Here is a 25663-nt window from a genome sequence, read left to right on the forward strand (position 1 = left end):
TTCCAGAATCTGCCGTCAACACCTTTTTTCACAATACTGTCATATCGGTCAAAAATGCCCTGAAAAGCAAAGGCCGGCCCCAAGGGGCCGGCCTTCTACTTACCGAACCTACAAGCTTGGAAAGGCAAACTGCGACGCCTCATGACTGGCCCGTTGCGGCCAGCGCTGGGTAATCGCCTTGCGACGCGTATAGAACCGCACCCCATCCGGCCCATAGGCATGCAAGTCGCCAAACAGCGAGCGCTTCCAGCCACCAAAGCTGTGATAAGCCACCGGCACCGGCAACGGCACGTTGACGCCAACCATACCCACTTCAATCTCGTCACAGAACAACCGCGCCGCCTCACCGTCACGGGTGAAGATACAGGTGCCGTTGCCGTACTCGTGATCGTTGATCAACTGCATGGCCGCTTCCAGGCTGTTCACCCGAACCACACACAGCACCGGCCCGAAGATCTCTTCTTTATAGATGCGCATCTGCGGGGTCACGCGGTCGAACAAACTGCCCCCCAGGAAGAAGCCATCTTCATTACCGGCAATACTCAGGCCACGACCATCGACGACCAACTCAGCACCCGAAGAAACGCCGTCCTCTATATAGCCACTGACTTTATCGCGCGCCTGGCCAGTGACCAGCGGCCCCATGTCCAATCCACACGTGGTGCCCGCACCAATCTTCAGCGCCTTGATCTGCGGCACCAGCTTGGCGACCAATGCGTCAGCCACCTGGTCGCCGACACACACGGCAACAGAGATCGCCATGCAACGCTCACCGCACGAACCATACGCCGCGCCCATCAAGGCACTGACAGCGTTATCGAGATCCGCATCCGGCATCAGCACCGCATGGTTCTTCGCCCCGCCCAACGCCTGTACACGCTTGCCGCGCTTGGTGGCTTCGGAATAGATGTACTCGGCGATCGGCGTCGAGCCGACAAAGCTCAACGCCTTGACTTCCGGCGCTTCGATCAACGCATCCACCGCGCCTTTATCGCCATGCACCACACTCAGCACGCCTTTAGGCAAGCCAGCTTCCTGCAACAGTTGTGCAATCAGCAGCGTCGAGCTTGGATCACGCTCCGACGGCTTGAGGATGAAGCAGTTACCGCAGACGATCGCCAGCGGATACATCCACAACGGCACCATCGCCGGGAAGTTGAACGGCGTAATACCGGCCACCACACCCAACGGCTGGAAGTCAGACCAGGCATCGATATTCGGGCCAACGTTACGGCTGTACTCGCCCTTGAGGATTTCCGGTGCCGAGCACGCGTACTCCACGTTCTCGATCCCGCGCTTGAGTTCACCAGCCGCATCTTCCAGGGTCTTGCCATGCTCTTCGCTGATCAGCTGGGAGATACGCGCTTCGTTCTGCTCAAGCAATTGCTTGAAACGAAACATCACCTGGGCACGCTTGGCCGGTGGCGTATTACGCCAGGCTGGGAAAGCCGCCTTGGCCGAATCGATGGCGCTTTGAATGGTTTCACGGCTGGCCAACGGCACCTGGTGAATCACCTGGCCAGTCGACGGGTTGTACACGTCGGCAGTGCGACCGTTTTCGGTGACCAATTGGCCGTTGATCAAATGCTGGATGAGGCTCATGCAGGGCTCCTGAAAAGTTGTTCTATATAGAAGGAGGAATCAGTCGATCTTGTTCAGCACTTCGCCGACCGCATCGAACAAGCGATCCAGGTCCTGCGGCTTGCTGTTGAAGGTTGGGCCGAACTGCAGGGTGTCGCCGCCAAAGCGCACGTAGAAGCCGGCTTTCCACAAGGCCATGCCCGCTTCGAACGGACGCACGATGGCATCACCATCACGCGGGGCAATCTGGATCGCACCGGCCAGGCCATAGTTACGAATGTCGATCACGTTCTTGCTGCCCTTCAGGCCGTGCAGCGCATTCTCGAAATGCGGTGCGACTTCGGCCACGCTCTGCACCAGGTTTTCCTTCTGCAGCAGGTCGAGTGCCGCCAAGCCAGCCGCGCAGGCAACCGGGTGGGCCGAGTAGGTGTAGCCGTGCGGGAATTCCACCGCGTACTCAGGCGTCGCCTGATTCATGAACGTCTGATAAATCTCGGTGCTGGCAATCACCGCGCCCATCGGGATCGCGCCGTTGGTGACTTGCTTGGCAATGCACATCAGGTCCGGGGTCACACCGAAGCTGTCAGCACCAAACATCGAACCGGTACGACCGAAGCCGGTGATCACTTCATCGAACACCAACAGGATGTTGTGCTGATCGCAGATCTCACGCAGACGCTTCAGGTAACCCTGCGGCGGAACCAGCACGCCGGCAGAGCCCGCCATCGGTTCAACAAACACCGCAGCGATGTTCGACGCATCGTGCAACTCGATCAGCTTGAGCAGCTCGTCCGCCAAGGCAATCCCGCCCAGCTCCGGCATGCCACGGGAGAACGCATTGCTCGCCAACAGGGTGTGAGGCAGATGGTCAACATCCATCAGCCCCTGACCAAAAATCTTACGGTTACCGTTCACGCCGCCCAGGCTGGTACCGGCGATGTTCACGCCGTGATAACCACGGGCACGGCCGATCATCTTGGTCTTGGTCGCCTGGCCTTTCAGGCGCCAGTACGCACGCACCATCTTCACCGCGGTATCGGCACACTCGGAGCCGGAGTCGGTGAAGAACACATGGTTCAGGTTACCCGGGGTCAGGTCGGTAATCTTTTCTGCCAGCTGGAACGACAACGGATGACCGTATTGGAAGCCCGGCGAGTAGTCCAACGTACCCAGTTGCTTGGAGACCGCTTCCTGGATTTCCTTGCGAGTGTGCCCGGCGCCGCAGGTCCACAGACCCGACAGCGAGTCATACACCTTGCGCCCCTTGTCATCGGTCAACCAGCTGCCTTCAGCTGCCACGATCAGGCGCGGGTCACGATGAAAGTTGCGGTTGGCGGTGTACGGCATCCAGTGCGCGTCCAGCTTCAATTGGCTGGCCAGGGTGGACGGAGCGTTTTCGGGCATGTTCATGAGCAAAACCTCGCAAGGCAAAAGGCAGCGTCGGGATTGAAAAGCGTTGTTGCAGCTAAATTGCCACGGGGATAAAGTCGGTGAAATCCAACTCTTCTAACCTTCAGTCAGGCCTTCACTAAACTATGAGCAGCCGTCGACCCGACCCACTGGCCCAAGTCAGCGACTTCGATATCCGCCTGTTGCGCATCTTTCGCAGTGTGGTGGAGTGCGGTGGCTTCTCGGCGGCGGAAACCGTACTGGGGATTGGCCGCTCGGCCATCAGCCAGCAGATGAGCGATCTTGAACAGCGCCTTGGCCTGCGCCTGTGCCAACGCGGGCGGGCGGGGTTTTCCCTGACCGAGGAAGGACGCGAGGTTTACCAGTCGGCACTGCAGCTGCTCAGCGCCCTGGAAAGTTTTCGCACCGAGGTCAACGGTCTGCACCAACACTTGCGCGGCGAGCTGATCATCGGCCTGACCGACAACCTGGTCACCCTGCCCCACATGCGTATCACCCACGCGTTGGCACAGTTGAAGGAACGCGGTCCGGATGTACAGATCCAGATCCGCATGATCGCCCCCAATGAAGTCGAACAAGGGGTGCTCGACGGCCGCCTGCATGTCGGCGTAGTCCCCCAGGCCAGCGCCTTGTCGGGACTTGAATACCAGCCGCTGTACAGCGAACGCTCGCTGCTCTATTGCGCAGTGGGCCACCCGCTGTTTTACGCCGACGACAAGCAACTGGACGACGACCGCGTCAACAGCCAGGACGCCATCGCCCCAACCTTCCGCCTGCCCGCGGATATCCAGGCGCACTACCAGGCACTCAATTGCACCGCCAGCGCCTCGGACCGCGAAGGCATGGCCTTCCTGATCCTCACCGGCCGCTACATCGGCTACCTGCCCGACCACTACGCCAGCCTGTGGGTACAACAAGGCCGACTGCGCGCGCTGAAACCGGCTACACGTTTTTACGATTTGAGCCTCGCTTCGGTCACGCGCAAGGGCCGTCGCCCTCATTTGGTGCTGGAAAGCTTCCTCGAAAGCCTGGCCGCAACGCGCTAACACGGGCCTTACAGAAAAACCTGAGCAACTGGACAGCTTTTTGCAAGACAAGGGGATCTCGAACCGTCAGCCATGAGTTCCCCGCCATGCCGCCAGAATCCAACACCCCCAGCGACCTGATCTACGGCCTCAACGATCGGCCCAAACCTTTGCCTGCATTGCTTGCCGCGTTGCAGCATGTGTTGGCTGCCTTCGTCGGCATCATCACCCCGCCGCTGATCATCGGCTCTACCCTGGGCCTGACCGCCCACCTGCCCTACCTGATCAGCATGGCATTGATGGTTTCCGGTGTGGGCACCTTCATCCAGGCGCGCAGGCCGTTTGGCATTGGCGCCGGGATGATCTGCCTGCAGGGCACCAGCTTCGCGTTTCTCGGCGCCGTATTGTCGGCCGGGTTTCTGGTCAAGCAACGCGGCGGCAGCCCGGAAGACATCCTGGCGATGATTTTCGGTATCTGCTTCTTCGGCGCCGCAGTGCAGGTCGTGTTGAGCCGTTTCATCGGTCAGCTCAAAAGGGTAATCACGCCGCTGGTGACCGGCATCGTCATCACACTGATCGGCATCAGCCTGATCAAGGTCGGCATCACTGACCTTGGAGGCGGCTTCAATGCCCCGGACTTCGGCGCGCCAACCAACCTGGCACTCGGCCTGTTCGTGGTACTGACCATCATCCTGCTCAACCGCTCGAACACGCCATGGGTACGGCTCTCCGCCATCATCATCGGCCTCGCACTGGGCAGCCTCGCCGCCTGGTTCAGCGGCAAGTTGGTGCCCCAAGCCTTGCCTGACTTGCCATTGATCAGCCTGCCTACACCGTTCCACTTCGGTTTCAACTTCGATTGGAGCGCTTTCCTGCCGGTAGCACTGATTTATCTGATCAGCACCATCGAAACCGTCGGCGACCTCACTGCCAATTGCATGATCGCCCGCCAGCCCATCAGCGGCCCTTCCTATATAAGCCGACTCAAGGGTGGCGTACTGGGAGATGGCATCAGTTGCATGATCGCAGCCACCTTCAGTGCCTTTCCCAACACCACATTCGCCCAGAACAACGGCGTGATCCAGCTGACCGGCGTGGCCAGCCGTTACGTCGGCTTGTACATCGGCGCGGTACTGTTTTGCCTCGGGCTGTTTCCGTTGATTGGTGCGGTGCTGCAGCAAATCCCCAAGCCGGTGCTGGGCGGCGCAACCCTGGTGATGTTCGGCAGCGTAGCGGCGGCCGGCGTGCGCATTCTCGCCCAGGCCCCGCTGGATCGGCGCAGCATGCTGATCATCGCCACCTCGTTCGGCGTCGGCCTGGGAATCGCGGCGCAACCGAACCTGCTGCACCTGATGCCAACCCTGGTGCAGAACCTGTTCGACTCGGCCATCACCAGCGGCGGCCTGACCGCCATCGTATTGTGCCTGCTGCTACCTGAAGCCAAGGCTCCCGTGGATGCCGCAAACCGGACCCTGGAAAGCGACACTCTGGAGCCGCTTTAAGGGTTTTATCGTATCGGGACTTGTCTGGGGCTTGAGGGTGGGTTATCTGTGCACACGTCGCATTCATCGATCTGCACGGAAACCTCCATGAGCCTCGAAGTTCCTGCCCACAGCAACCACGCCGGAAAACCTGCAAGCCGCATTCGCCAAAAGAACGAACAAGCGATTTTGCAGGCCGCCGAAGACGAGTTCGCCCGTCATGGCTACAAAGGCACCAGCATGAACACCATCGCGGCGAGTGCCGGGTTGCCGAAAGCCAACTTGCACTACTACTTCACCAACAAGCTGGGCCTGTACATCGCGGTGCTCAGCAACATCCTCGAATTGTGGGACAGCACCTTCAACACCCTGACCGCCGAGGATGACCCGGCGGCCGCCCTGACCCGCTATATCCGCACCAAGATGGAATTCTCCCGGCGCCAGCCACAAGCCTCACGGATCTTCGCGATGGAGATCATCAGCGGCGGTGAGTGCCTGACCGAATATTTCAGCCAGGACTACCGCGCCTGGTTCAGCGGCCGTGCGGCGGTATTCCAGGCCTGGATCGACGCCGGCAAGATGGACCCTATCGACCCGGTGCACCTGATCTTCCTGCTGTGGGGCAGCACCCAGCATTACGCCGACTTTGCCACCCAGATCTGCCGCGTGACCGGGCGCACCAAGCTGACCAAGCAGGACATGGAAGACGCCGGCACCAACCTGATCCACATCATTCTCAAAGGCTGTGGCATCAAGCCGGCCCTCTAAACGAAGTTACCCATGCCTTTCACGCTTACCGGCCTTTGCGAGTTTCGCGAAGAAATTCGCAAAAGCCGCTTCATTACCCTCGCCGCCCCGATCAGCAGCCCCCAGGACGCCCAGGCCTTCATCGACCAGCACAGCGACCTGAACGCCACGCACAACTGCTGGGCCTGGAAACTCGGCGATCAATACCGCAGCAACGACGACGGCGAACCCGGCGGGACGGCCGGGCGCCCGATCCTGGCCGCGATCGAAGCGCAGGATTGCGACCAGGTCGTGGTGCTGGTGATCCGCTGGTACGGCGGCATCCAACTGGGCACCGGCGGCCTGGCCCGCGCCTATGGCGGCGGCGCGAACAAATGCCTGCAAGCCGCCGAACGCGTCGAGCTGATCAAACGGGTGCCGCTGAGCTGCTCCTGTGGTTTTGCCGAGCTGCAGTTGGTGAAGCTGCGAGTGGCCGAACTGGGTGGGCTGGTGATGGAAGAAACCTTCACCGCCAATGGCGTCGACCTGCAGCTGGCCCTCGGCGAGGCACATATCGACACCCTGCAAGCGCAGCTCGCCGACCTGAGTCGCGGGCGCATTCTGCTGGAGCGCTGAAACTGCCCACATCTACTGTGCACCTGCCTGTGGATAACCTGAGCACACTCGCCTGTAACCCTTCTGTCACAAGGGTTTCAGACGGTTGTACAGTTTTTGTTCAAGGCACTGCACGAAAGTATTAATCCAGCTCAAAAACAGTCAGTTAGGCGGGTTATGTCCTTTAGAACAAAGGGCCACAGCGCTTATATCCACCGGTCACGCTTGCGCACAATTACTGTGGAGCAACCTGTGGATAACCCGTGCAAGAGTCACCCCGCAGCAGAGCCTGCAACGTTCCGGCACAACTGAGCGTTTTTTGATCAACTTGCTGCTCGGCGCACCGGTATCAACTGAGCCACCGCCCACAGCACTTCAAACACCACGACAATCACCAATACAGTACTGGCACCATGGGCCAGCGCGTAGATCTGCCAGGTGGCAAACAGCACTCGGCCGGCGGCGTCGTAGCGGCCAAAGATCGCTTGTGGGTCGCGGATTCGCAGCACCGACCACACGCAGACAATCGAGCCCATCAGGTTCGCCATCAACATATGCACAGGCGCGAACGGCGGCAGCTCGCCGGGCAGGTTCAACGCCACCAGGGCGTTATGCAGCAGGACAAACGTCCAGGGTGTGACCAGTGCGGCGGTGACGATCAGGTCGTACCAACCGCTGGCCCGAACCAGTCGACGGTATTGGTGTGCGGTCCACATAGCCGTAAGCTCCTTAAATTCAAGAAGCCAGCAGGCTAAAGCCTGGAGTAAGCTCCAAGGTCAAGCCCCCTTGAGCCCTCTACATGCGTATCGGCGAATTAGCCCAGGCCAGCCAGGTCAGTCGCGACACCCTGCGTTTCTACGAGCAACGCGGGCTGATTGCCGCGCAACGCAGTGCCAACGGTTACCGTGACTACCCCGCCGACATGGTGCAACTGGTGCTGTACATCAAGACCGCCCAGCGCCTGGGCTTCAGCCTGGGTGAAATCGGCAACAGCGTCGGCGCATTATGGCAAGCTCCAGACCCCGACAGCGCCGTGACCCAGCTCCTGCAAGACAAGCTCCACCTGATCGAAACCCGCATCGCCGAACTCGACCAACTGCGCCAGGAGTTGCAGCAAAGGCTCGGCCAGCGTTGTCCACTGAACCCGTGAACCTCCACCGTCAAAGGAAGCCATTCATGTCCACTTCAAAAACCGCACTGATTATCGGCGCCTCCCGGGGCCTGGGCCTTGGCCTGGCCAAGCAACTGCTGGCGGACGGCTGGGAGGTGACCGCCACCGTGCGCGACCCGCAAAAGGCCGATGCCTTGAAGGCCTTGGGCGAGGTGCAGATCGAAAAGCTCGACATGGATGACCAGCAGGCGGTAATCGCCCTCAGCCAGCGTCTCAAGGAAAAAACCTTCGACCTGCTGTTCGTCAATGCCGGTGTCAAAGGCCCGGCCAACCAGGAACCGGGCCACGCCACCCTGGCTGAAGTCGGCCAACTGTTTTTCACCAACGCCGTGGCGCCGATCAACCTGGCCCAGCGTTTTGTCGGGCAGATCCGCCCAGGCACCGGCGTGCTGGCCTTCATGAGTTCGATCCTGGGCAGTGTCACCATTCCCGACGGCTCGGACCTGGCGCTGTACAAGGCCAGCAAGGCCGCCCTCAACTCCATGACCAACAGCTTCGTCACCCAATTGGGTGATCAGAAACTGACCGTGCTGTCGTTGCACCCGGGCTGGGTGAAAACCGACATGGGTGGCGAAAATGCCCACATCGACGTGCCCACCAGCGTGCGCGGCCTGGTTGACCAGGTGAATGCCTACACCGGCAAGGGCGGCCATCACTTTGTGGACTACAAGGGCGACACCATCGCCTGGTAAAAAAACCGGGATCGTTATCGGCCGATTGCCGTCGATAACGATCCACACGTAAACTGCGCACCTCGCCCTCCCCGGCGACCCTGGATCAGCAGACAGGGCAACACTGAGCTGGCAAACCTGAACCCATCATTCAGAGGAGCCGGCCAATGCCTGCGACCCGTATCTGGTTAAAAAACCCCCTCGCGATTTTCACTGCCAATGGCCTCGACGCCCGTGGCGGCCTGGTGCTGCAAGACGGTGTGATCACCGAAGTGCTGGGCTGGGGCCGAGAACCCTCAATACCCTGTGGGCAAGTCTTTGATGCCCGCGAGCATGTGGTGCTTCCGGGGCTGATCAACACCCACCATCACTTCTATCAAACCCTGACCCGCGCCTGGGCGCCGGTGGTCAACCAGCCGCTGTTTCCCTGGCTGAAAACCCTGTATCCGGTCTGGGCCCGACTCACCCCGGAAAAACTCGCGCTGGCGAGCAAAGTGGCCCTGGCCGAACTGCTGCTCTCGGGCTGCACCACGGCGGCAGACCACCACTACCTGTTCCCGGACGGCCTGGAACAGGCGATCGACGTGCAAGTCGACAGCGTGCGCGATCTGGGCATGCGCGCCATGCTCACCCGCGGCTCCATGAGCCTGGGCGAGGCCGACGGCGGGCTGCCACCGCAACAAACCGTGCAGCAAGGCGAAGTGATTCTGGAAGACAGCCGCCGCCTGATCCGCCAGTACCACGAGCGCGGTGACGGCGCACAAATCCAGATCGCCCTGGCGCCCTGCTCGCCGTTTTCCGTCACCCCGGAAATCATGGAAGCCAGCGCCGAGCTGGCCAACAACCTCGACGTGCGCCTGCATACCCACCTGGCGGAAACCCTCGACGAAGAAGACTTCTGCCTGCAGCGTTTCGGCCTGCGCACCGTGGATTACCTCGACAGCGTCGGCTGGCTAGGCCCGCGCACGTGGCTGGCCCACGGGATTCACTTCAACCCGGAAGAAATCGCACGCCTCGGAGCTGCCGGTACCGGCATCTGCCATTGCCCGAGCTCGAACATGCGCCTGGCTTCCGGCATATGCCCAACGCTGGACCTGCTGGCCGCCGGCGCACCGATTGGCCTGGGGGTGGACGGTTCGGCGTCCAATGATGCGTCGAACATGATCCTCGAAACGCGCCAGGCCCTGTACATCCAGCGCCTGCGTTACGGGGCAGAGAAGATCACCCCGGAACGGGTGTTGGGTTGGGCGACAAAAGGTTCGGCGCAGTTACTCGGTCGCAGCGACATCGGCGAACTGGCCGTAGGCAAACAGGCTGACCTGGCGTTGTTCAAGCTCGATGAACTGCGCTTCTCCGGCAGCCATGACCCGATCTCGGCGCTGCTGCTGTGTGGCGCCGACCGAGCGGACCGGGTGATGGTCGGCGGCAAATGGCGGGTGATCGACGGGCAGGTCGAGGGCCTGGACCTGAAAGGCTTGATTGCCGATCACAGCCAGGCGGCGCGGGAACTGATCAACCGGACTTAATTGAAGAAACACTTTTCAAATGTGGGAGCGGGCTTGCTCGCGAATGCGTTGGGTCAGTCAACATATCTGGCGACTGACACTCCGTATTCGCGAGCAAGCCCGCTCCCACACAAGCCCGGTTTCCACAATTATTTCTGCGGCGTTTTCAGGATTGGTTACAGTCCAAGCAGCGACAGCATGATAAACGTCGCAAACAACACAAAATGGGTCATCCCTTCGATGGCGTTGGTTTCGCCATCGTTGAGGTTGATCGCACTGACAATCAGCGTGATAAACACCATCACGGTCTGCACCGGCGTCATCGCCATCTGAAACGGCTGGCCGGTGTACAAGGCCATGGCTTCCATCACCGGCACGGTCAAAATCACCGTCGACAGTGAAGCCCCCAGCGCGATGTTCACCACCGACTGCATGCGGTTGGCCAGCGCTGCGCGCAACGCGGTCAAAATCTCCGGGGCGGCGGAAATCGCGGCCACGATGATCGCCGTGATTACCGGTGGAGCCCCCGTGCCTTCCAGGCCCAGGTCGAGGGTCTTGGACATCACCTCGGCCAACGCGCCAATCACGATCACGCCAAACACCAACGTCCCGATGGAAAACGCCAGGTTGATCGGCGGCGACTCTTCTTCCGGCTGTTTCTTGCGGCGTTTTTCCGGGTAGCTGTAGCTGAAGAAATAACTGTGGGGCCCCACCTGCATCCGCAGGAACAACGTGTAGAGCACTACCATCGCGCCGATGGTGAAGGCCGAGTAAATTTTCCAGTCGGCCTCGGGGATAAATTCCGGCACCACCATCGACACACCCATGGCGGTAAGGATCATCACGCTGTAGGTGCGCGCCGAATCGTCGTTGTAGGACTGTTCACCATGCTTGATGCCGCCCATCAGCGCGGCCAGGCCGAGGATGCCGTTGATGTCGAGCATCACCGCCGAATAAATGGTGTCGCGCACCAGGGTCGGCGAGGGCTCGTTGCTCATCATGATCGCCAGGATCACCACTTCCACCAGCACGGCGGCGAGGGTCAGGATCATGGTGCCGTAGGGGTCGCCGACCTTTTCCGCCAGTTGCTCGGCGTGATGGGCCACGCGCATCGAGGCCACGACGATAAAGCCGATCAGCGCTATGCCAGCCAACAGCGCCACCATCTGCCCGCTGTGCAGCATCCAGTGCTCCAGCGGGTAGGCAGCGATGGCGGCAATCAGCGCCAGCAGCATGAATTTTTCTTGCTTGATAGATGTGAGCATTGCAGGCCTTTTGAACGCGGCGAATCCGTCATTGATGGGGTACAGACTGCACCGCGCCGCTAACGTTTCGTTACACCTTAGTTCATGCACTGCTTGCACGGTGCCTGTGGATGCTCACCGCTTGGTCAGGTTTTGCCGATTATTTCGGCGTGCGCCTGTAGAATGCCGCCATTGCACCTGATGAGAATTTATAAATGTACGATTGGCTCAACGCCCTGCCCAAGGCTGAATTGCACCTGCACCTGGAAGGCTCGCTGGAGCCTGAGCTGCTGTTCGCCCTGGCCGAACGCAACAAGATCGCGCTGCCGTGGAACGACGTCGAAACCCTGCGCAAGGCCTACGCCTTCAACAACCTGCAAGAGTTTCTCGACCTCTACTACAAGGGCGCCGATGTACTGCGCACTTCCCAGGATTTCTACGACCTGACCTGGGCCTACCTGCTGCGCTGCAAGGCGCAGAACGTGATCCACACCGAACCGTTCTTCGACCCACAGACCCACACCGACCGTGGCGTACCGTTCGAAGTGGTGCTCAACGGCATTGCCGCCGCCTTGAAAGACGGCGAGCAACAACTGGGCATCACCAGCGGTTTGATCTTGAGCTTCCTGCGCCACTTGAGCGAAGAAGAGGCCGAAAAAACCCTCGACCAGGCACTGCCATTCCGTGATGCGTTTGTTGCCGTGGGCCTGGACAGCTCGGAAATGGGCCACCCACCGAGCAAGTTCCAGCGCGTGTTTGATCGTGCCCGTCACGAAGGTTTCCTGACCGTCGCCCACGCCGGTGAAGAAGGCCCGCCGGAGTACATCTGGGAAGCCATCGACCTGCTGAAGATCCAGCGTATCGACCATGGCGTACGCGCCATTGAAGACGAGCGCCTGATGCAGCGGATCATCGACGAACAGATCCCGCTGACGGTGTGCCCGTTGTCCAACACCAAGCTCTGCGTGTTCGACGACATGTCCCAGCACAACATCCTCGACATGCTTGAGCGTGGGGTGAAAGTGACGGTGAACTCGGACGATCCGGCGTACTTCGGCGGTTATGTCACCGAGAACTTCCATGCGCTGTACACCTCGCTGGGCATGACCCAGGACCAGGCCAAACGCCTGGCGCAAAACAGCCTGGATGCACGGTTGATCAAGCCTTAATCACCGACCGGTCTGGCGAGCCGGGCAATTTCCAGTTGCCCGGCTTCACTGACCTGCAACGCCTGGGACTCATTGATCACGCTGACCCAGTTCGACTGCAGGCACAACTTCAACAACGCGGCCCCCAACGCACCGCCCAGGTGTGGCTGCTGTTCGCTCCAATCAAAACAATCGCACACGATCGGCTGAGCCAGTGCCTGGGTAAAAATCCCCAGCGCTGCGAGTTTGCGCGCACCTGACGGCGTCACGTCCGTACGCTGTTCCGCGCGCTCGATCCACCCGGCCGCCATCATCCGTTGATACAAACCCGCTGCCAGCTCGCCCCCCAGGTGACCATGGCACAGCCGCGCTCGCCGTAAAGCCGCAGGCGCAGTCAATGACCGCGAATGAATGGGCGTGCTGCGGGCGACGCTGGCCATCGTGGTGCAGGCCAATGCATCCACGGCGGCCGCCACATCGGCGGCGGCCACCCGGAAAAAGCGTTTGCCGCTGCGGGCTTCGACACGCAACAGGCCACCGGCCGTCAATCGCGTCAGATGCGCATTCGCCGAGGCCGATGACAGCCCGGCAAGTGTCGCCAACTCATCGGAGGGTTTGGCCGAGCCGTCCATCAATGCCCACACCATCGCGGTGCGTTTCGGGTCGGCCAGCAAGGTGGCGATCTGACTGATGCAAGGTGCCTGTTCCATGTGCTCATTCACTCCCTGTTGAATCATTTGTCTGCTGCGTCTGGCGGAAAAGTATAAGCGTGAAAACGCCGGGTTCCGTGCCGTCTTACAGCGCAACCAAGGACAGAAGCTGAAGGAAATTTCCCGATATCCCCGGGGTTATGGTGTAGAGGCTGATCGCTCCGGCAATTGCGCAGTCAATGTCGCACAACGGGCAACGAGCATTTCCCGCAGAAGATTGATCGGCTTGCTCAGTTGCGCGCGATGGGCACACAACAGATTGAGCGGCGTACGTTCGCCCCGCAGCTCCGGCAGGATCAGCCGCAGGCGCCCCGCCAGCACATCCGAGCTGACATCCAGCCAGGACTTGTAGGCGATACCTACCCCCGCCACCGCCCAGCGTCGCACCACATCGGCATCATCACTGAAGCGGTCGCCGGTCACCGTCAGGCCGACATCACGCTTGCCATCGTTAAACCCCCAATGGTCATGCACCCGGCTGCCGAGCATGTACAGCAGGCAATTGTGCTGGGTCAGTTGCTCCAGGTGGCGCGGCTCGCCGTGCCGCGCCAGATAGCTGGGAGCAGCGCAGAGCACGCGGCAGTTGTCCGGGGCGATGGGCAACGCGATCAGGCTGGAGTCTTCGGGTTCGCCGTAGCGCAGGGCGATATCCACCGGCTGGCGGAACAGGTCGGCAATCCGGTCGCCCAACAACAGGCGTACGCTCAGGTCGGGGTATTCGCGCTGGAACTCATCGAGCCAGGGCAACAACTGGTTACGGCCAAAGTCCGACGGCGCCGAGAGTTGAAGCACCCCGCTGACCTGATCCTGGCCGCTGGCCAACAACCGCCGGCCTTCATCCAGGCTGCTCAAGGCGGCCCGGGCGTACTCCAGGAAGCCTTCGCCCTCGGCCGTGAGGCGCAGGCTGCGGGTGGAACGCGCCAACAACCGTGCGCCCAACTGCTGCTCGATGCGCTTCAACGCCGCGCTGGCCACCGCCGCCGACATGTCCATCACCCGTGCTGCCGCCGAAAGGCTGCCCAGGTCTGCCGCACGCACAAACAACTGCAAGTCATCAAAACGCAGCACGCCGACCGCCCATTATCAAAAAAGCATTGAAAGAGACTGCTCTTTTAGCGGGTTTTATCTTCCAGAGAAATAGCCAATCATCTGTCCATCCCGTTCATCACGTGTCTGGAGTCGAATATGTCTGCTGCCTTTAACGTCATCGCCACGCTGATCGCCAAACCCGGCCAACAGGCCACCCTGGAAACCCTGCTGCGCGAGCTGCTGGAACCGACCCGCATCGAAGCCGGCTGCCAGCAGTACGACCTGCACCAAGACCTGCAACACCCCGAGACCTTCTACATGCTCGAACGCTGGAGTGACGACGCCGCGCTGGCCGACCACGACCAGAGCGCGCATATCCAGAATTTCCGCACCAAGGCTGCCGACGTGCTTGAGCATTTCGAACTCAAGCGCCTGAAGTTTATTGCCTGATCAACCGCCCCCTTTTTTGGAAACCATCATGAAAGCCATCGCCTACTACGCCGCACTGCCGATCAACGATCCAAAATCCCTGCAAGACATCGAACTGCCCGAACCGGTCGCCGGCCCCCGCGACCTGCTGGTGGAAGTCAAAGCCATCTCGGTGAACCCGGTGGACACCAAGGTGCGCCAGAACGTCGCCCCGGAAAACGGCGCGGCCAAAGTGCTGGGCTGGGACGTGGCCGGTGTGGTCAAGGCCGTGGGCAGCGAAGTCAGCCTGTTCAAGGTCGGCGACAAGGTGTTCTACGCCGGCTCCCTGGTACGCCCCGGCGGCAACAGCGAACTGCACACTGTCGATGAGCGCATCGTCGGCCATATGCCGAAAACCCTGGGTTTTGCCGACGCTGCTGCACTGCCGCTGACCGCCATCACCGCCTGGGAATTGCTCTTCGAACGCCTGCAAGTGCGTGAAGGCAAGGCCGATGAAGGCCAGAGCCTGCTGATTGTCGGTGCTTCGGGTGGTGTGGGATCGATCCTGACCCAACTGGCGAAACAGCTCACCGGCCTGAAAGTCATCGGCACCGCCTCCCGTCCTGAAACCCAGGCATGGGCCAAGGACTTGGGCGCCGACCTGGTGATCGACCACAGCAAACCGTTGAGCGAAGAGCTGAAAAACGCCGGCCATCCGCAGGTGAACTACGTCGCCAGCCTGACCCAGACCGACCAGCACCTGGACCAACTGGTGGAAGCGCTGATTCCCCAGGGCAAACTGGCGCTGATCGACGATCCCAAGGCATTGGACGTCAGCAAGCTCAAGCGCAAGAGCCTGTCGCTGCATTGGGAGTTCATGTACACCCGTTCGATGTTCGAGACCAGCGACATGATCGAGCAGCACAACCTGCTCAATCGCGTCGCCGAACTGATCGACGCCGGTACTCTGAAAACCACCGTGGGCGAGCACTTTGGCGTGATCAACGCGGCCAACCTGCGCCGCGCCCACGAACTGCTGGAAAGCGGCAAGGCCAAGGGCAAGATCGTGCTGGAAGGGTTCTAACGAAAGGTTCTGTCAGTGTCGTCTGTTATTCATGTGAGTAATGGACGACACCGCTAGTCAGAGACTTGATCCTTGTCATATTTGTGAGCGTATTCGGGTTTATATTGGCCGCCTTTGCCACGCAATTTACGTGAGGAAGTCAGCAATGAAGATCCTGATAAAAGCGCTAGCAAGATCCGAAGGCAACAAATGGCAGGTCCGTCTCGACCAGAACGCCTTTACCTTCCGCAGTGAGGCCGAGGCCCGCGCGTTTGCCGACACCCTGCAAACCCGTATCCAGGCGCCTCACCGATTCCCCGAAAGCCAGCAGCGTTCTGCTGGCTGATCCTGATCAGTCCGCCGCTTGCAGTGCCCGTTGGCGCTGCAGGCGCCGGGTCAGCATCGCGAACGTTACGGCCAATACGCCACACAAGCTGATGACCATTGCCATCGGCATCGCCGTGCCGTCGTGCAGCACGCCGACCAACGACGCTGCGCCTGCGGCCACACCAAACTGAATGCAGCCGAGCAACGCCGACGCGCTGCCGGCCCGAGCGCCCTGCCCGCTCATGGCGCAGGCCGAGGTATTGGGCAAAATGCAGCCCAGGCTGGCGATGCAGATAAACAGCGGTACCAGCAGTGGCCACAAAGCGTCCGTGCGCAGCGCAGTAATTGCCAGCAACGACAGACCCGCCGCCAGGTAAACCCACACCGTGCGCGACAGCAAAAATGCCGGACCACGCGACGCGAGCAAACGCGCATTGACCTGTGCCACCAGGATAAAGCCCGCGGCATTCGAGCCGAATACCCAGCCATAGTGTTCGGCGGGCACGCCATAAAGCTTGATAAAGACGAAGGGCGAGCCCGCGATGTAGGCAAACATACCGGCAATCGAGATGCCGCCGGTCAAGGCATAGCCCAGGTACACCCGGTCCGACAGCAACCGGCCGTACTGGCGCAGTGCACCTGACAGCGGCTGGCGCGGTTGATGGGCCGGGAAGCTTTCCGGCAGCCCGACTGCTACCGCAATGGCCGCCATCACACTGAACACCGTCAGCGCCAGGAAGATCGACTGCCAGCCCCAGACGCCAACCATCACCCCGCCCGCCAGCGGCGCGAGGATCGGCGCCAGCCCGGTGACCAGCATCAGTTGGGAAAACACCTTGGCCGAGCCCACCGCGTCGCATTTATCGCTGACCACCGCCCGCGAGATCACCATGCCCGCACAGCCGCCCAGGGCCTGGACGAAACGCGCGCCGATCAGCCATTCCAGGGACGGCGCGTACGCACAGGCGAAGGAGGCCAGGGTAAACAGGGTGACGCCGCTGAGCAGCGGCCCGCGCCGGCCAAAACGGTCTGCCAGCGGTCCATAGATCAACTGGCCGATCGCCAGGCCCGTGAAGTACACGGCCAAGGTCAGCTGAATATGTTTTTCGTCGGTGCCGAATGCCACGGCCATGGCCGGGAACCCCGGCAGGTAGAAGTCGATGGCCAGCGGCGCGAACGCGCTCAAGGCCCCCAAGATCAGGATTATACGAAGGTTCATCAGGCACCCAGGTGAGTCGGCAGCCCAACAGTCTAGCCGGGCTCGGGTGCCTTGAACATTAAGTTAGCTCGCTAACTATTCAAAAAGTCAGGCGAGCTTGGCGCTGTAGCCTTCTTCACTGATCAGGTTGATCACCTCCGCCGGCGACAGCAGGCTGCTTTCCACGCCGACTTCCTTTGTCGCGAGGTCGACGCGCACGCTGGCCGCCGGGTCCTTATCCTGCACCGCCTGGGTTACCGAGCGGACACAGTGGCCGCAGGTCATTCCTTCAACGCTGAATACTTGCATGACATGACTCCTTTAATGAGGTTGCCCGCAGTGTTGACCTTGCCACGATGGCAAGGTCAAGTTCTGAAAACATCGGCCGGGCTGGCATTCATTCGCGCCCTCGGCCAAGCTGCACTTATCCACGATGTGAACCTCGGAGAATTCGCCATGCGCTGGTCATTTTTTGGCCTTGTCAGCCTGATGGGCTTTTTTGCTGCTGTGCCACCGGCCAGCGCAGATGAAGATTATGCGGTGCTGATCATTTCCCGGGAGCGCCTGGAAGTGCCGACCAACTGCGAGATTGGCTTGTACATCCAGGACCAGTTGGCCGGGCGGCTGTTCCAGGAGCAAGCCACCTCGTTCAACTTGCCGGCCGGAAACGTGTCGTTGCGCCTGAAATTGTTGCCGGGCCAGTCCCAGGGCTGCTTGCCGGGCATGCTCGCACCACCGGCGCAAAACATCACGTTGAAGGCGGGTGACGTGCGCAAGCTGCGTATCGCGCAAGGTCCGGACGGCATGTACCTGAAGCCGGCCGCACTGGAATACTGAAACATTGATCTAACGCCTTGACCTTCCCCACAGGTCAAGGTTGATCCTAGGGGCAATCTCTCCTGGAGTACTGCCCATGAACGGATCCACCACCTTCGACCTGCCGATCAGCGGCATGACCTGCGCCAGCTGCGCCGGGCGGGTTGAACGGGCACTGGGCAAAGTGCCCGGGGTGCAAAGTGTCAGCGTCAACCTGGCCAACGAACGCGCCCACATTGAAGTGCTCGGCCAGATGGACCCCGGCGTCCTGATCGCCGCCGTCGACAAGGCCGGCTACACCGCCACCCTGCCCCAAAGCGAAACCGCCACCCAGGCCAGCCAGGAACAACGCCTGAGCCATGAACGCTGGTCGCTGCTGCTGGCAATTCTGCTCGCCGCGCCGTTGGTGCTGCCGATGCTGGTGCAACCGTTCGGGCTGCACTGGATGCTCCCGGCCTGGGTACAATTTGCCCTGGCCACCCCGGTGCAATTCATCTTCGGTGCGCGCTTCTATATCGCGGCCTGGAAAGCCGTGCGCGCCGGAGCGGGCAATATGGACCTGCTGGTCGCCATTGGCACCAGCGCCGGTTACGGCCTGAGTATCTATGAATGGCTCACGGCGTCCGCCGGCACAATGCCCCACCTGTATTTCGAAGCCTCGGCGGTGGTGATCGCCCTGGTGCTGCTGGGCAAATATTTGGAAAGCCGCGCCAAGCGCCAGACCGCCAGTGCCATCCGCGCTCTGGAAGCCTTGCGTCCGGAACGGGCGATTCAGGTGATCGACGGCCGCGAGCAGGACGTCGCCATCACCGCCCTCAAGCTGAATGACCTGGTGCTGGTCAAACCCGGCGAACGCTTCCCGGTGGACGGCGAAGTGGTCGAAGGCCAAAGTCACGCCGACGAAGCCTTGATCAGCGGTGAAAGCCTGCCGGTGCCGAAGCAGCCTGGCGACGCAGTCACCGGCGGCGCCATCAACGGCGAAGGCCGGCTGCTGGTGCGTACCCTAGCCCTCGGCGCGGAAAGCGTGCTGGCGCGGATCATCCGCCTGGTGGAGGACGCCCAGGCCGCCAAGGCACCGATCCAGAAACTGGTGGATAAAGTCAGCCAGGTGTTCGTGCCGGTGGTGCTGGTGCTGGCCTTGGCCACGCTGGTCGGCTGGTGGCTGTATGGCGCACCGCTGGAGGTCGCGCTGATCAATGCGGTGACCGTATTGGTGATCGCCTGCCCTTGCGCCCTTGGCCTGGCCACACCTACCGCCATCATGGCCGGTACCGGCGTTGCCGCCCGCCACGGCATCCTGATCAAGGACGCCGAAGCCCTGGAGCGCGCCCATGAAGTCAGCGCCGTGGTGTTCGACAAGACCGGCACCCTGACCTCCGGCGCACCAAAAATTGCGCACCTGGCCGCCATTGACGGCAATCAAGGGGCGCTGCTGCAACAGGCCGGCGCGCTGCAGCGCGGCAGTGAACACCCATTGGCCAAGGCGGTGCTGGATGCCTGTGCCGAACAAGGTTTGAACGTCGCGGATGTCAGCGCCAGCCAGTCCCTTACCGGGCGTGGCATTGCAGGCACCCTAGATGGCCGGCAACTGGCGCTGGGCAACCGTCGCCTGCTGGAAGAAACCGGCTTGAGCACCGGTGATCTCGCCGACTCGGCCAGTGCGTGGGAGGCCGAAGGCCGCACCTTGTCCTGGCTGATCGAGCAAGGCCCGCAGCCCCGCGTGCTGGGTTTGTTTGCCTTCGGTGACACGCTTAAACCGGGCGCCCTGCAAGCGATACAAGCACTCAAGGCTCGGCATATCAGCAGCCACCTGCTGACCGGCGATAACCGTGGCAGCGCCCGCGTGGTGGCCGAAGCCCTGGGCATCGATGACGTGCACGCCGAGGTGTTGCCTGCGGACAAGGCGGCTACCGTCGCCGAGCTGAAAAAGACCGGCGTGGTGGCAATGGTCGGCGACGGCATCAACGACGCACCGGCCCTGGCCGCGGCCGACATCGGCATCGCCATGGGCGGCGGTACCGACGTGGCGATGCACGCGGCAGGTATTACCCTGATGCGCGGCGACCCACGGCTGGTGCCGGCAGCCCTGGAAATCAGCCGCAAGACCTATGCGAAAATTCGACAGAATCTGTTCTGGGCCTTTGTGTATAACTTGATCGGCATTCCGCTGGCGGCGTTCGGCCTGCTCAACCCGGTGATGGCTGGCGCGGCCATGGCCCTGTCCAGTGTCAGCGTGGTGAGCAACGCACTGCTGTTGAAAACCTGGAAACCCAAGGACCTGGAGGACGAGCGTCCATGAACATCGGCCAAGCAGCACGCCAAAGCGGTCTGAGCGCGAAGATGATTCGTTACTACGAATCCATCGGCTTGTTGAAAGCCGCCCATCGCACCGACAGCGGCTACCGCATTTATGGCGCCGATGACTTGCACACCCTGGCGTTTATCAAGCGCTCGCGGGACCTGGGGTTTTCCCTGGAAGAGGTCGGCAAGTTGCTGACGCTGTGGCAGGACCGGGGACGCGCGAGTGCCGACGTCAAGGCGCTGGCCCGCCAGCATATCGATGAGCTGAACCAGAAGATCCTCGAGCTGGGGCAATTGCGCGATACGTTGCAGGACCTGGTGGAACACTGCCAGGGCGATCATCGGCCGGATTGCCCGATTCTCAAGGAGTTGGCGTCGGGCAGTTGTTGCACCTGAGCAAGTTTAACCAGGCATGCACGGAACCTAATGTGGGAGCGGGCTTGCTCGCGAATGCGGAGTGTCAGTCAATACATCAGTTGACTGAACCAGCGCTTTCGCGAGCAAGCCCGCTCCCACATTTGGATATCCACTCGCCGTTGGATCACTGCATCCAGGGCGGCGGTGGCGGCTCTTCCGACGCTTTGCTCGGTGGCGCATCGTCTGCCGCGCGAATCGCCTGGCGACGCTCTTCATCGAGCCGCGCCGCTTCGATCTCGCGGATAACACCGCCCACGTCAGCCAGCTCTTCCGGTTCGTCGAACTCGCCGGTCAACACACTGGCCGGGTGCAGAGTGCCGGCTTCATACAGCGCCCACATCTCCTTGGCGTACTTGGTCTTCTTCAATTCCGGGGCAAAGCGCCCGAAGTAGGAAGCCATGTTGCCCACATCCCGTTCCAGCATGCTGAACGCGTGGTTGTTGCCCGCTGCATCCACCGCCTGAGGCAGGTCGATGATCACCGGGCCCGTCGGCGTCAGCAGCACGTTGAACTCGGAAAGGTCACCGTGCACCAGGCCGGTACACAACATCAGCACGATCTGGGTAATCAGGAAGGCGTGGTATTCACGGGCCTGGTCCGGCTCCAGCGTCACGTCGTTCAACCGTGGCGCCGCGTCGCCGTATTCATCGGCCACCAGCTCCATCAGCAGCACGCCTTCGAGGAAGTCGTACGGCTTGGGCACGCGAACGCCCGCACCGGCCAGGCGAAACAGCGCCGCTACCTCAGCGTTCTGCCAGGCATCTTCGGTTTCTTTCTTGCCGAACTTGGAGCCCTTGGCCATGGCCCGGGCCTGACGGCTGTTGCGGACCTTGCGGCCTTCCTGGTATTCGGACGCCTGACGAAAACTTCGTTTATTCGCCTCCTTGTAGACCTTGGCGCAACGTAACTCGTTGCCGCAGCGCACCACGTAAACAGCTGCTTCTTTACCACTCATGAGTGGGCGCAGCACCTCGTCGACCAGACCGTCCTCGATCAGGGGTTCAATGCGTTTAGGAGTCTTCATCAGCTTTTATTGTGGGTCCTTTATTACCAAACACGCGTATGGCACTCGTTATACGGCAATCCTCTCGCCGCGGGGAGAGGGTACCGACCTTTGACCGCTTAAGAATGCATCCAATATGCCAAATTGACCGGCGGCCCGATCATAGCCGAGATCAGCGCTCAATAATCGCGGTGACGCCCTGGCCCCCGGCGGCGCAGATCGAGATCAGGCCCCGGCCCTTGCCGGCTGCGTCCAGCAGCTTGGCCAGGTTGGCGACGATACGCCCGCCCGTGGCAGCAAACGGATGGCCGGCGGCCAATGAGCTGCCCTTGACGTTCAAGCGGCTGCGGTCGATAGAGCCCAGCGGTGCATCCAGCCCCAGGCGGGTCTTGCAGTATTCCGGATCTTCCCAGGCTTTCAGCGTGCACAACACTTGGGCAGCAAAGGCTTCGTGAATCTCGTAGTAATCGAAGTCCTGCAACGTCAGGCCGTTCCTCGCCAGCAGGCGCGGCACGGCGTACACCGGCGCCATCAGCAGGCCTTCGGCGCCGTTGACGAAATCCACCGCCGCCGCTTCGCCATCGCGCAGGTAGGCGAGAATCGGCAAGCCGCGCTCCTTGGCCCAGGCTTCACTGCCCAGCAGCACCAACGAGGCGCCATCGGTCAGCGGCGTCGAGTTACCGGCGGTGAGGGTGCCCTTTTCACTGCGCTCGAAGGCGGGCTTGAGGCTGGCGAGTTTTTCCAGGGTCAGGTCGGGGCGCAGGTTGTTGTCGCGGGTCAGGCCAAGAAAGGGCGTGAGCAAATCGTTTTGCCAGCCTTCGGCGTAGGACGCGGCCATTTTCTGGTGGCTTTCCAGCGCCAACTGATCCTGCTCGGCGCGGGGTATCTGCCAGGTCTGCGCCATCAACTCGCAATGCTGGCCCATGGACAACCCGGTGCGCGGTTCGCCGTTGCGCGGCAGCTCCGGCTTGAGGTGATGGGGACGAAGTTGTAACAAGACTTTAAGTTTATCCGCCATGGATTTGCTGCGATTGGCTTGCAGCAGGATTTTGCGCAGGCCCTCATTCACCCCGATAGGCGCGTCGGACGTGGTGTCGACGCCGCCGGCAATCCCGCTTTCGATCTGCCCCAGCGCAATCTTGTTCGCCACCAGCAACGCGGCTTCCAGCCCCGTGCCACAGGCCTGCTGAATATCGTAGGCCGGGGTTTGCGGCGACAGGCGCGAGCCCAGCACGCACTCGCGGGTCAGGTTGAAGTCGCGGGAATGCTTGAGCACCGCCCCGGCGGCCACCTCGCCAATACGCAGGCCGTGCAGGTTGTAGCGTTCGATCAGGCCTTCGAGGGCAGCGGTCAACATCGCCTGGTTGCTCGCCGTGGCGTAAGGGCCGTTGGAGCGGGCGAAGGGGATGCGGTTACCGCCAATGATCGCTACACGGCGCAATTGAGTCATGGAAAGCTCCCTTCAGGTTATGGGGTGAATCTCTGAGCCTAGCCTAGGCTCAATCGAACGACTTTCACCTATTGATGGTCCACCGTTTGAACCCCAGCACTCGGAGAGCGTTCCATGTCTGACCGTTATATCGACTTCGCCAACTCCAGCCTCGGCCATCGCCTGGTCGCCGCCATTGGCCTGCCGTCACCGGTACGCCTGGAACGCTGGCAGGCCGGACGCCTGCGCCCGGTGGAGGGTGCACTGCTGATCGGCGGCGGCCCGCTGGCGACAAAAATCCTGCCATTCGCCAACAAGCTGACCGACGCTATCTATAGCTACGGCACCGAACCGTCGACGGCAACCACCTGGATTCCCGGCCACGGGCCCAAGCTCAAGGCCGTGGTATTTGACGCCAGCCAACTGCAGCACACCGATCAACTCAAACAGCTGCGGGAATTCTTTCAGCCGCTGATGAAAAATCTCGATCACAGCGCACACCTGGTGATCCTTGGCCGTGCCCCGGAAAGCCTCGGCGACCCGTTTGCCGCCAGTGCCCAACGGGCCCTTGAAGGCTTCAGCCGGTCGCTGGCCAAAGAGCTGCGCAGCGGCGGCGTCCTGCAATTGCTGTACGTGGGCGACGGGGCCGAGGATCAATTGGAGGGTGCGTTGCGGTTCTTCCTCTCGCCGAAAAGTGCCTATATTTCCGGCCAGGTCATTCGCCTGAACCCTTGCGGGACCCAGGTCGCGGACTGGACGCGTCCGCTCGCCGGGCACAAGGCCCTGGTGACCGGCGCCGCCCGCGGCATCGGTGCCTCGATCGCCGAAACCCTGGCCCGCGACGGTGCCGAGGTGATCCTGCTAGACGTGCCACAAGCCAAGGCCGACCTCGATGCCCTGGCCGCGCGCCTGGGCGCCCGCAGCATCGCCCTGGATATCTGCGCCGAAGACGCCGCCACCCAACTGATCGAACACCTGCCGGACGGCATCGACATCGTGGTGCACAACGCCGGCATCACCCGCGATAAAACCCTGGCCAACATGACGCCGGAATATTGGGACGCAGTCTTGGCGGTCAATCTCAACGCGCCGCAAGTGCTGACCAAGGCGCTGCTGGACAGCGGCACCCTGCACGACAACGGTCGCGTGGTGCTGCTGGCATCCATCAGCGGCATCGCCGGCAACCGCGGGCAAACCAACTACGCCGCGAGCAAGGCTGGGCTGATTGGCCTGGCCCAGGCCTGGGCGCCGTTGCTCGGTGAGCGCGGGATCAGCATCAATGCCGTGGCCCCCGGTTTTATCGAAACCCAGATGACCGCACACATTCCCTTCGCCCTGCGTGAGGCCGGGCGCCGCATGAGTTCGCTGGGCCAGGGCGGCTTGCCCCAGGACGTCGCCGAGGCGGTGGCCTGGCTCGGCCAGCCGGGCTCGGGCGCGGTCAGCGGGCAGGCACTTCGGGTGTGCGGGCAAAGTCTATTGGGAGCGTAAGCATGGAGTGGCACACATTAGGCAGCACCCCGTTCCTGCCGCCGCTGTATTGGCGCGCGGCACTCAAGCGCAAGATCACCGGCACCACGCTGCCCGAGCAAGGGTTGCGCTGCCGGGTCAGTGTGAACCCCAGGGAAGTCACGGCCTATCGCAAGGTCTGCGGGTTTGCCGACAGCCCGGTCTTGCCGGCCACCTATCCGCATATCCTGGCATTCGGCCTGCAGATGCAATTGCTCACCGACAAGGCATTTCCTTTCCCGCTGCTGGGATTGATCCACCTGAGCAACCGGATCCGCATCCTGCGCCCATTGGGCGGTGTGAGTGACTTGACGGTCGGCGTTTACGCGCAGAATTTGCAGCCCCATGCCAAGGGCGCGACATTCGATATTGTGACCACGGTCGAAGATTCACTGGGGCTACTGTGGGAAGCGCAAAGCCGGATGCTCTGTCGCGGTGTGAAACTCGATGGCGCAGCAACGGACAACCCGCTGCAACCCCCTGCCGCTGTCGCCGAACTGACCCGCTGGAAAGCCCCCGCCGATAGTGGCCGCCGCTACGCCCGGGTGTCCGGCGACTACAACCCGATTCACTTGAGCGCCCTCACTGCGAGGTTATTCGGCTTTCCCCAGGCCATCGCCCATGGGCTGTGGAATAAGGCCCGCACACTGGCCGCACTGAGTGAGCATTTGCCAGCCGCCAATCTCGAGATAGACGTCGAGTTTAAGAAGCCGGTGCGTTTGCCCAGTGAGGTAACGTTATTCACGAGCGCCCCCGGCTCTAGCGGTGAGCTGCAACTTAAAGGCGCCGGGGGCATTGAACACATGGTCGGCCGCTGGCGGCCCATCGCCTGATCAATTGTATATATACACCCTAAGTTATAGCGAGCTATCGATAGCT

26 protein-coding genes are annotated in these 25663 nt (G+C 61.5%); 16 read left to right on the forward strand and 10 right to left on the reverse strand.

All coding sequences use genetic code 11. The features are described from left to right. Positions 1-108: 108 nt before the first annotated feature. Both HX873_RS06730 and HX873_RS06735 read right to left on the reverse strand, forming a co-directional pair. A complete protein-coding gene (locus HX873_RS06730) occupies positions 109-1602 on the reverse strand; it encodes a CoA-acylating methylmalonate-semialdehyde dehydrogenase (protein WP_003211182.1) in 1494 nt (497 codons plus the stop codon). 39 nt (positions 1603-1641) lie between these two features. Continuing rightward, positions 1642-2991: an aspartate aminotransferase family protein gene (locus HX873_RS06735; RefSeq protein ID WP_008430786.1), complete on the reverse strand. Its 1350-nt coding sequence runs from the start codon at positions 2989-2991 to the stop codon at positions 1642-1644. Positions 2992-3116: 125 nt separating this feature from the next. Between HX873_RS06735 and HX873_RS06740 the strand changes: the two genes are divergently transcribed. The 4 genes from HX873_RS06740 to HX873_RS06755 all read left to right on the forward strand — a co-directional run bounded on the left by HX873_RS06740 (position 3117) and on the right by HX873_RS06755 (position 6859). Further along, positions 3117-4037 (forward strand): LysR family transcriptional regulator, encoded by a 921-nt coding sequence (locus tag HX873_RS06740; protein WP_087693467.1) that lies wholly within the window; start codon positions 3117-3119, stop codon positions 4035-4037. Positions 4038-4123: 86 nt separating this feature from the next. Beyond that, positions 4124-5518 (forward strand): uracil-xanthine permease family protein, encoded by a 1395-nt coding sequence (locus HX873_RS06745; RefSeq protein WP_003211176.1) that lies wholly within the window; start codon positions 4124-4126, stop codon positions 5516-5518. A gap of 87 nt (positions 5519-5605) precedes the next feature. Further along, positions 5606-6265, forward strand: coding sequence for a TetR/AcrR family transcriptional regulator (locus tag HX873_RS06750; protein WP_003211175.1), 660 nt, complete (start codon positions 5606-5608; stop codon positions 6263-6265). A gap of 12 nt (positions 6266-6277) precedes the next feature. Further along, positions 6278-6859 (forward strand): YigZ family protein, encoded by a 582-nt coding sequence (locus HX873_RS06755; protein WP_102368022.1) that lies wholly within the window; start codon positions 6278-6280, stop codon positions 6857-6859. A gap of 302 nt (positions 6860-7161) precedes the next feature. Here the strand turns inward: HX873_RS06755 and HX873_RS06760 are convergent, their stop codons facing one another. Then, on the reverse strand, positions 7162-7554 hold the full coding sequence (locus tag HX873_RS06760) for a hypothetical protein (protein ID WP_008430778.1): 393 nt from the start codon (positions 7552-7554) through the stop codon (positions 7162-7164). Between the two features lie 83 nt (positions 7555-7637). Between HX873_RS06760 and HX873_RS06765 the strand changes: the two genes are divergently transcribed. The 3 genes from HX873_RS06765 (at position 7638) to HX873_RS06775 (ending at position 10206) form a co-directional block, all read left to right on the forward strand. Then, entirely contained in the window at positions 7638-7988 is a 351-nt protein-coding gene (locus HX873_RS06765; RefSeq protein WP_102368021.1) for a MerR family transcriptional regulator, read from the forward strand. A gap of 26 nt (positions 7989-8014) precedes the next feature. After that, positions 8015-8701 (forward strand): SDR family oxidoreductase, encoded by a 687-nt coding sequence (locus HX873_RS06770; protein ID WP_003211169.1) that lies wholly within the window; start codon positions 8015-8017, stop codon positions 8699-8701. A gap of 146 nt (positions 8702-8847) precedes the next feature. Beyond that, positions 8848-10206, forward strand: coding sequence for an 8-oxoguanine deaminase (locus HX873_RS06775; protein ID WP_134325676.1), 1359 nt, complete (start codon positions 8848-8850; stop codon positions 10204-10206). 155 nt (positions 10207-10361) lie between these two features. Here HX873_RS06775 and HX873_RS06780 read toward each other — a convergent pair whose 3' ends face one another. Further along, positions 10362-11450 (reverse strand): calcium:proton antiporter, encoded by a 1089-nt coding sequence (locus tag HX873_RS06780; RefSeq protein WP_003211166.1) that lies wholly within the window; start codon positions 11448-11450, stop codon positions 10362-10364. Between the two features lie 194 nt (positions 11451-11644). Between HX873_RS06780 and HX873_RS06785 the strand changes: the two genes are divergently transcribed. Next, on the forward strand, positions 11645-12598 hold the full coding sequence (locus tag HX873_RS06785; protein ID WP_177122498.1) for an adenosine deaminase: 954 nt from the start codon (positions 11645-11647) through the stop codon (positions 12596-12598). Here HX873_RS06785 and HX873_RS06790 read toward each other — a convergent pair. Further along, entirely contained in the window at positions 12595-13287 is a 693-nt protein-coding gene (locus tag HX873_RS06790) for a helix-turn-helix transcriptional regulator (protein WP_177122499.1), read from the reverse strand. The genes HX873_RS06785 and HX873_RS06790 overlap by 4 nt on opposite strands. Before the next feature lie 138 nt (positions 13288-13425). Further along, the gene (locus HX873_RS06795; RefSeq protein ID WP_087693475.1) at positions 13426-14355 is read right to left on the reverse strand and encodes a LysR family transcriptional regulator; all 930 of its coding nucleotides are present in this window, start codon (positions 14353-14355) and stop codon (positions 13426-13428) included. 117 nt (positions 14356-14472) lie between these two features. On the opposite strand from HX873_RS06795, the gene HX873_RS06800 reads away from it, so the two are divergent. The 3 genes from HX873_RS06800 to HX873_RS06810 all read left to right on the forward strand — a co-directional run bounded on the left by HX873_RS06800 (position 14473) and on the right by HX873_RS06810 (position 16133). Beyond that, on the forward strand, positions 14473-14766 hold the full coding sequence (locus HX873_RS06800) for a putative quinol monooxygenase (protein ID WP_003211158.1): 294 nt from the start codon (positions 14473-14475) through the stop codon (positions 14764-14766). A 28-nt stretch (positions 14767-14794) separates the two neighbouring features. After that, positions 14795-15808 (forward strand): zinc-binding alcohol dehydrogenase family protein, encoded by a 1014-nt coding sequence (locus tag HX873_RS06805; RefSeq protein WP_003211156.1) that lies wholly within the window; start codon positions 14795-14797, stop codon positions 15806-15808. Between the two features lie 145 nt (positions 15809-15953). Continuing rightward, complete coding sequence (locus tag HX873_RS06810) at positions 15954-16133, forward strand: hypothetical protein (RefSeq protein WP_003211153.1); 180 nt, start codon at positions 15954-15956, stop codon at positions 16131-16133. 6 nt (positions 16134-16139) lie between these two features. On the opposite strand, the gene HX873_RS06815 is transcribed toward HX873_RS06810, so the two are convergent. Next, complete coding sequence (locus tag HX873_RS06815; protein ID WP_087693476.1) at positions 16140-17333, reverse strand: multidrug effflux MFS transporter; 1194 nt, start codon at positions 17331-17333, stop codon at positions 16140-16142. 87 nt (positions 17334-17420) lie between these two features. Continuing rightward, positions 17421-17621: a heavy-metal-associated domain-containing protein gene (locus HX873_RS06820; RefSeq protein WP_003211150.1), complete on the reverse strand. Its 201-nt coding sequence runs from the start codon at positions 17619-17621 to the stop codon at positions 17421-17423. A 147-nt stretch (positions 17622-17768) separates the two neighbouring features. On the opposite strand from HX873_RS06820, the gene HX873_RS06825 reads away from it, so the two are divergent. From HX873_RS06825 to cueR, 3 genes are all read left to right on the forward strand, one after another. After that, positions 17769-18149 carry a hypothetical protein gene (locus HX873_RS06825; RefSeq protein ID WP_087693477.1) on the forward strand — a complete coding sequence of 127 codons (381 nt, stop codon included), beginning with the start codon at positions 17769-17771 and terminating at the stop codon, positions 18147-18149. 76 nt (positions 18150-18225) lie between these two features. Beyond that, positions 18226-20427 carry a cation-translocating P-type ATPase gene (locus HX873_RS06830; protein WP_102368020.1) on the forward strand — a complete coding sequence of 734 codons (2202 nt, stop codon included), beginning with the start codon at positions 18226-18228 and terminating at the stop codon, positions 20425-20427. Beyond that, entirely contained in the window at positions 20424-20825 is a 402-nt protein-coding gene (cueR, locus tag HX873_RS06835; RefSeq protein WP_008430758.1) for a Cu(I)-responsive transcriptional regulator, read from the forward strand. The genes HX873_RS06830 and cueR overlap by 4 nt, the downstream gene beginning before the upstream one ends. Before the next feature lie 145 nt (positions 20826-20970). On the opposite strand, the gene HX873_RS06840 is transcribed toward cueR, so the two are convergent. Further along, positions 20971-21870 carry a PA4780 family RIO1-like protein kinase gene (locus tag HX873_RS06840; RefSeq protein ID WP_008438985.1) on the reverse strand — a complete coding sequence of 300 codons (900 nt, stop codon included), beginning with the start codon at positions 21868-21870 and terminating at the stop codon, positions 20971-20973. A 151-nt stretch (positions 21871-22021) separates the two neighbouring features. Further along, entirely contained in the window at positions 22022-23299 is a 1278-nt protein-coding gene (locus HX873_RS06845) for an acetyl-CoA C-acetyltransferase (RefSeq protein WP_087693751.1), read from the reverse strand. Positions 23300-23413: 114 nt separating this feature from the next. On the opposite strand from HX873_RS06845, the gene HX873_RS06850 reads away from it, so the two are divergent. Together HX873_RS06850 and HX873_RS06855 are read left to right on the forward strand one after the other, a co-directional pair. Continuing rightward, positions 23414-24766 carry a 3-oxoacyl-ACP reductase gene (locus tag HX873_RS06850; protein WP_177122500.1) on the forward strand — a complete coding sequence of 451 codons (1353 nt, stop codon included), beginning with the start codon at positions 23414-23416 and terminating at the stop codon, positions 24764-24766. Positions 24767-24768: 2 nt separating this feature from the next. After that, complete coding sequence (locus tag HX873_RS06855) at positions 24769-25617, forward strand: MaoC family dehydratase (RefSeq protein ID WP_177122501.1); 849 nt, start codon at positions 24769-24771, stop codon at positions 25615-25617. Positions 25618-25663 lie beyond the last annotated feature (46 nt).

The sequence above is a fragment of the Pseudomonas sp. P7758 genome, from assembly GCF_013386485.1.
GTDB lineage: Bacteria > Pseudomonadota > Gammaproteobacteria > Pseudomonadales > Pseudomonadaceae > Aquipseudomonas.

Coding starts and splice junctions, on each gene's coding strand:
- HX873_RS06815 (WP_087693476.1), bottom strand. CDS start 17,333: ATGAACCTTCGTATAATCCTGATCTTGGGGGCCTTGAGCGCGTTCGCG.
- cueR (WP_008430758.1), top strand. CDS start 20,424: ATGAACATCGGCCAAGCAGCACGCCAAAGCGGTCTGAGCGCGAAGATG.
- HX873_RS06830 (WP_102368020.1), top strand. CDS start 18,226: ATGAACGGATCCACCACCTTCGACCTGCCGATCAGCGGCATGACCTGC.
- HX873_RS06750 (WP_003211175.1), top strand. CDS start 5,606: ATGAGCCTCGAAGTTCCTGCCCACAGCAACCACGCCGGAAAACCTGCA.
- HX873_RS06840 (WP_008438985.1), bottom strand. CDS start 21,870: ATGAAGACTCCTAAACGCATTGAACCCCTGATCGAGGACGGTCTGGTC.
- HX873_RS06800 (WP_003211158.1), top strand. CDS start 14,473: ATGTCTGCTGCCTTTAACGTCATCGCCACGCTGATCGCCAAACCCGGC.
- HX873_RS06735 (WP_008430786.1), bottom strand. CDS start 2,991: ATGAACATGCCCGAAAACGCTCCGTCCACCCTGGCCAGCCAATTGAAG.
- HX873_RS06785 (WP_177122498.1), top strand. CDS start 11,645: ATGTACGATTGGCTCAACGCCCTGCCCAAGGCTGAATTGCACCTGCAC.
- HX873_RS06855 (WP_177122501.1), top strand. CDS start 24,769: ATGGAGTGGCACACATTAGGCAGCACCCCGTTCCTGCCGCCGCTGTAT.
- HX873_RS06760 (WP_008430778.1), bottom strand. CDS start 7,554: ATGTGGACCGCACACCAATACCGTCGACTGGTTCGGGCCAGCGGTTGG.
- HX873_RS06850 (WP_177122500.1), top strand. CDS start 23,414: ATGTCTGACCGTTATATCGACTTCGCCAACTCCAGCCTCGGCCATCGC.
- HX873_RS06790 (WP_177122499.1), bottom strand. CDS start 13,287: ATGGAACAGGCACCTTGCATCAGTCAGATCGCCACCTTGCTGGCCGAC.
- HX873_RS06805 (WP_003211156.1), top strand. CDS start 14,795: ATGAAAGCCATCGCCTACTACGCCGCACTGCCGATCAACGATCCAAAA.
- HX873_RS06770 (WP_003211169.1), top strand. CDS start 8,015: ATGTCCACTTCAAAAACCGCACTGATTATCGGCGCCTCCCGGGGCCTG.
- HX873_RS06810 (WP_003211153.1), top strand. CDS start 15,954: ATGAAGATCCTGATAAAAGCGCTAGCAAGATCCGAAGGCAACAAATGG.
- HX873_RS06820 (WP_003211150.1), bottom strand. CDS start 17,621: ATGCAAGTATTCAGCGTTGAAGGAATGACCTGCGGCCACTGTGTCCGC.
- HX873_RS06745 (WP_003211176.1), top strand. CDS start 4,124: ATGCCGCCAGAATCCAACACCCCCAGCGACCTGATCTACGGCCTCAAC.
- HX873_RS06780 (WP_003211166.1), bottom strand. CDS start 11,450: ATGCTCACATCTATCAAGCAAGAAAAATTCATGCTGCTGGCGCTGATT.
- HX873_RS06730 (WP_003211182.1), bottom strand. CDS start 1,602: ATGAGCCTCATCCAGCATTTGATCAACGGCCAATTGGTCACCGAAAAC.
- HX873_RS06765 (WP_102368021.1), top strand. CDS start 7,638: ATGCGTATCGGCGAATTAGCCCAGGCCAGCCAGGTCAGTCGCGACACC.
- HX873_RS06740 (WP_087693467.1), top strand. CDS start 3,117: ATGAGCAGCCGTCGACCCGACCCACTGGCCCAAGTCAGCGACTTCGAT.
- HX873_RS06845 (WP_087693751.1), bottom strand. CDS start 23,299: ATGACTCAATTGCGCCGTGTAGCGATCATTGGCGGTAACCGCATCCCC.
- HX873_RS06825 (WP_087693477.1), top strand. CDS start 17,769: ATGCGCTGGTCATTTTTTGGCCTTGTCAGCCTGATGGGCTTTTTTGCT.
- HX873_RS06775 (WP_134325676.1), top strand. CDS start 8,848: ATGCCTGCGACCCGTATCTGGTTAAAAAACCCCCTCGCGATTTTCACT.
- HX873_RS06755 (WP_102368022.1), top strand. CDS start 6,278: ATGCCTTTCACGCTTACCGGCCTTTGCGAGTTTCGCGAAGAAATTCGC.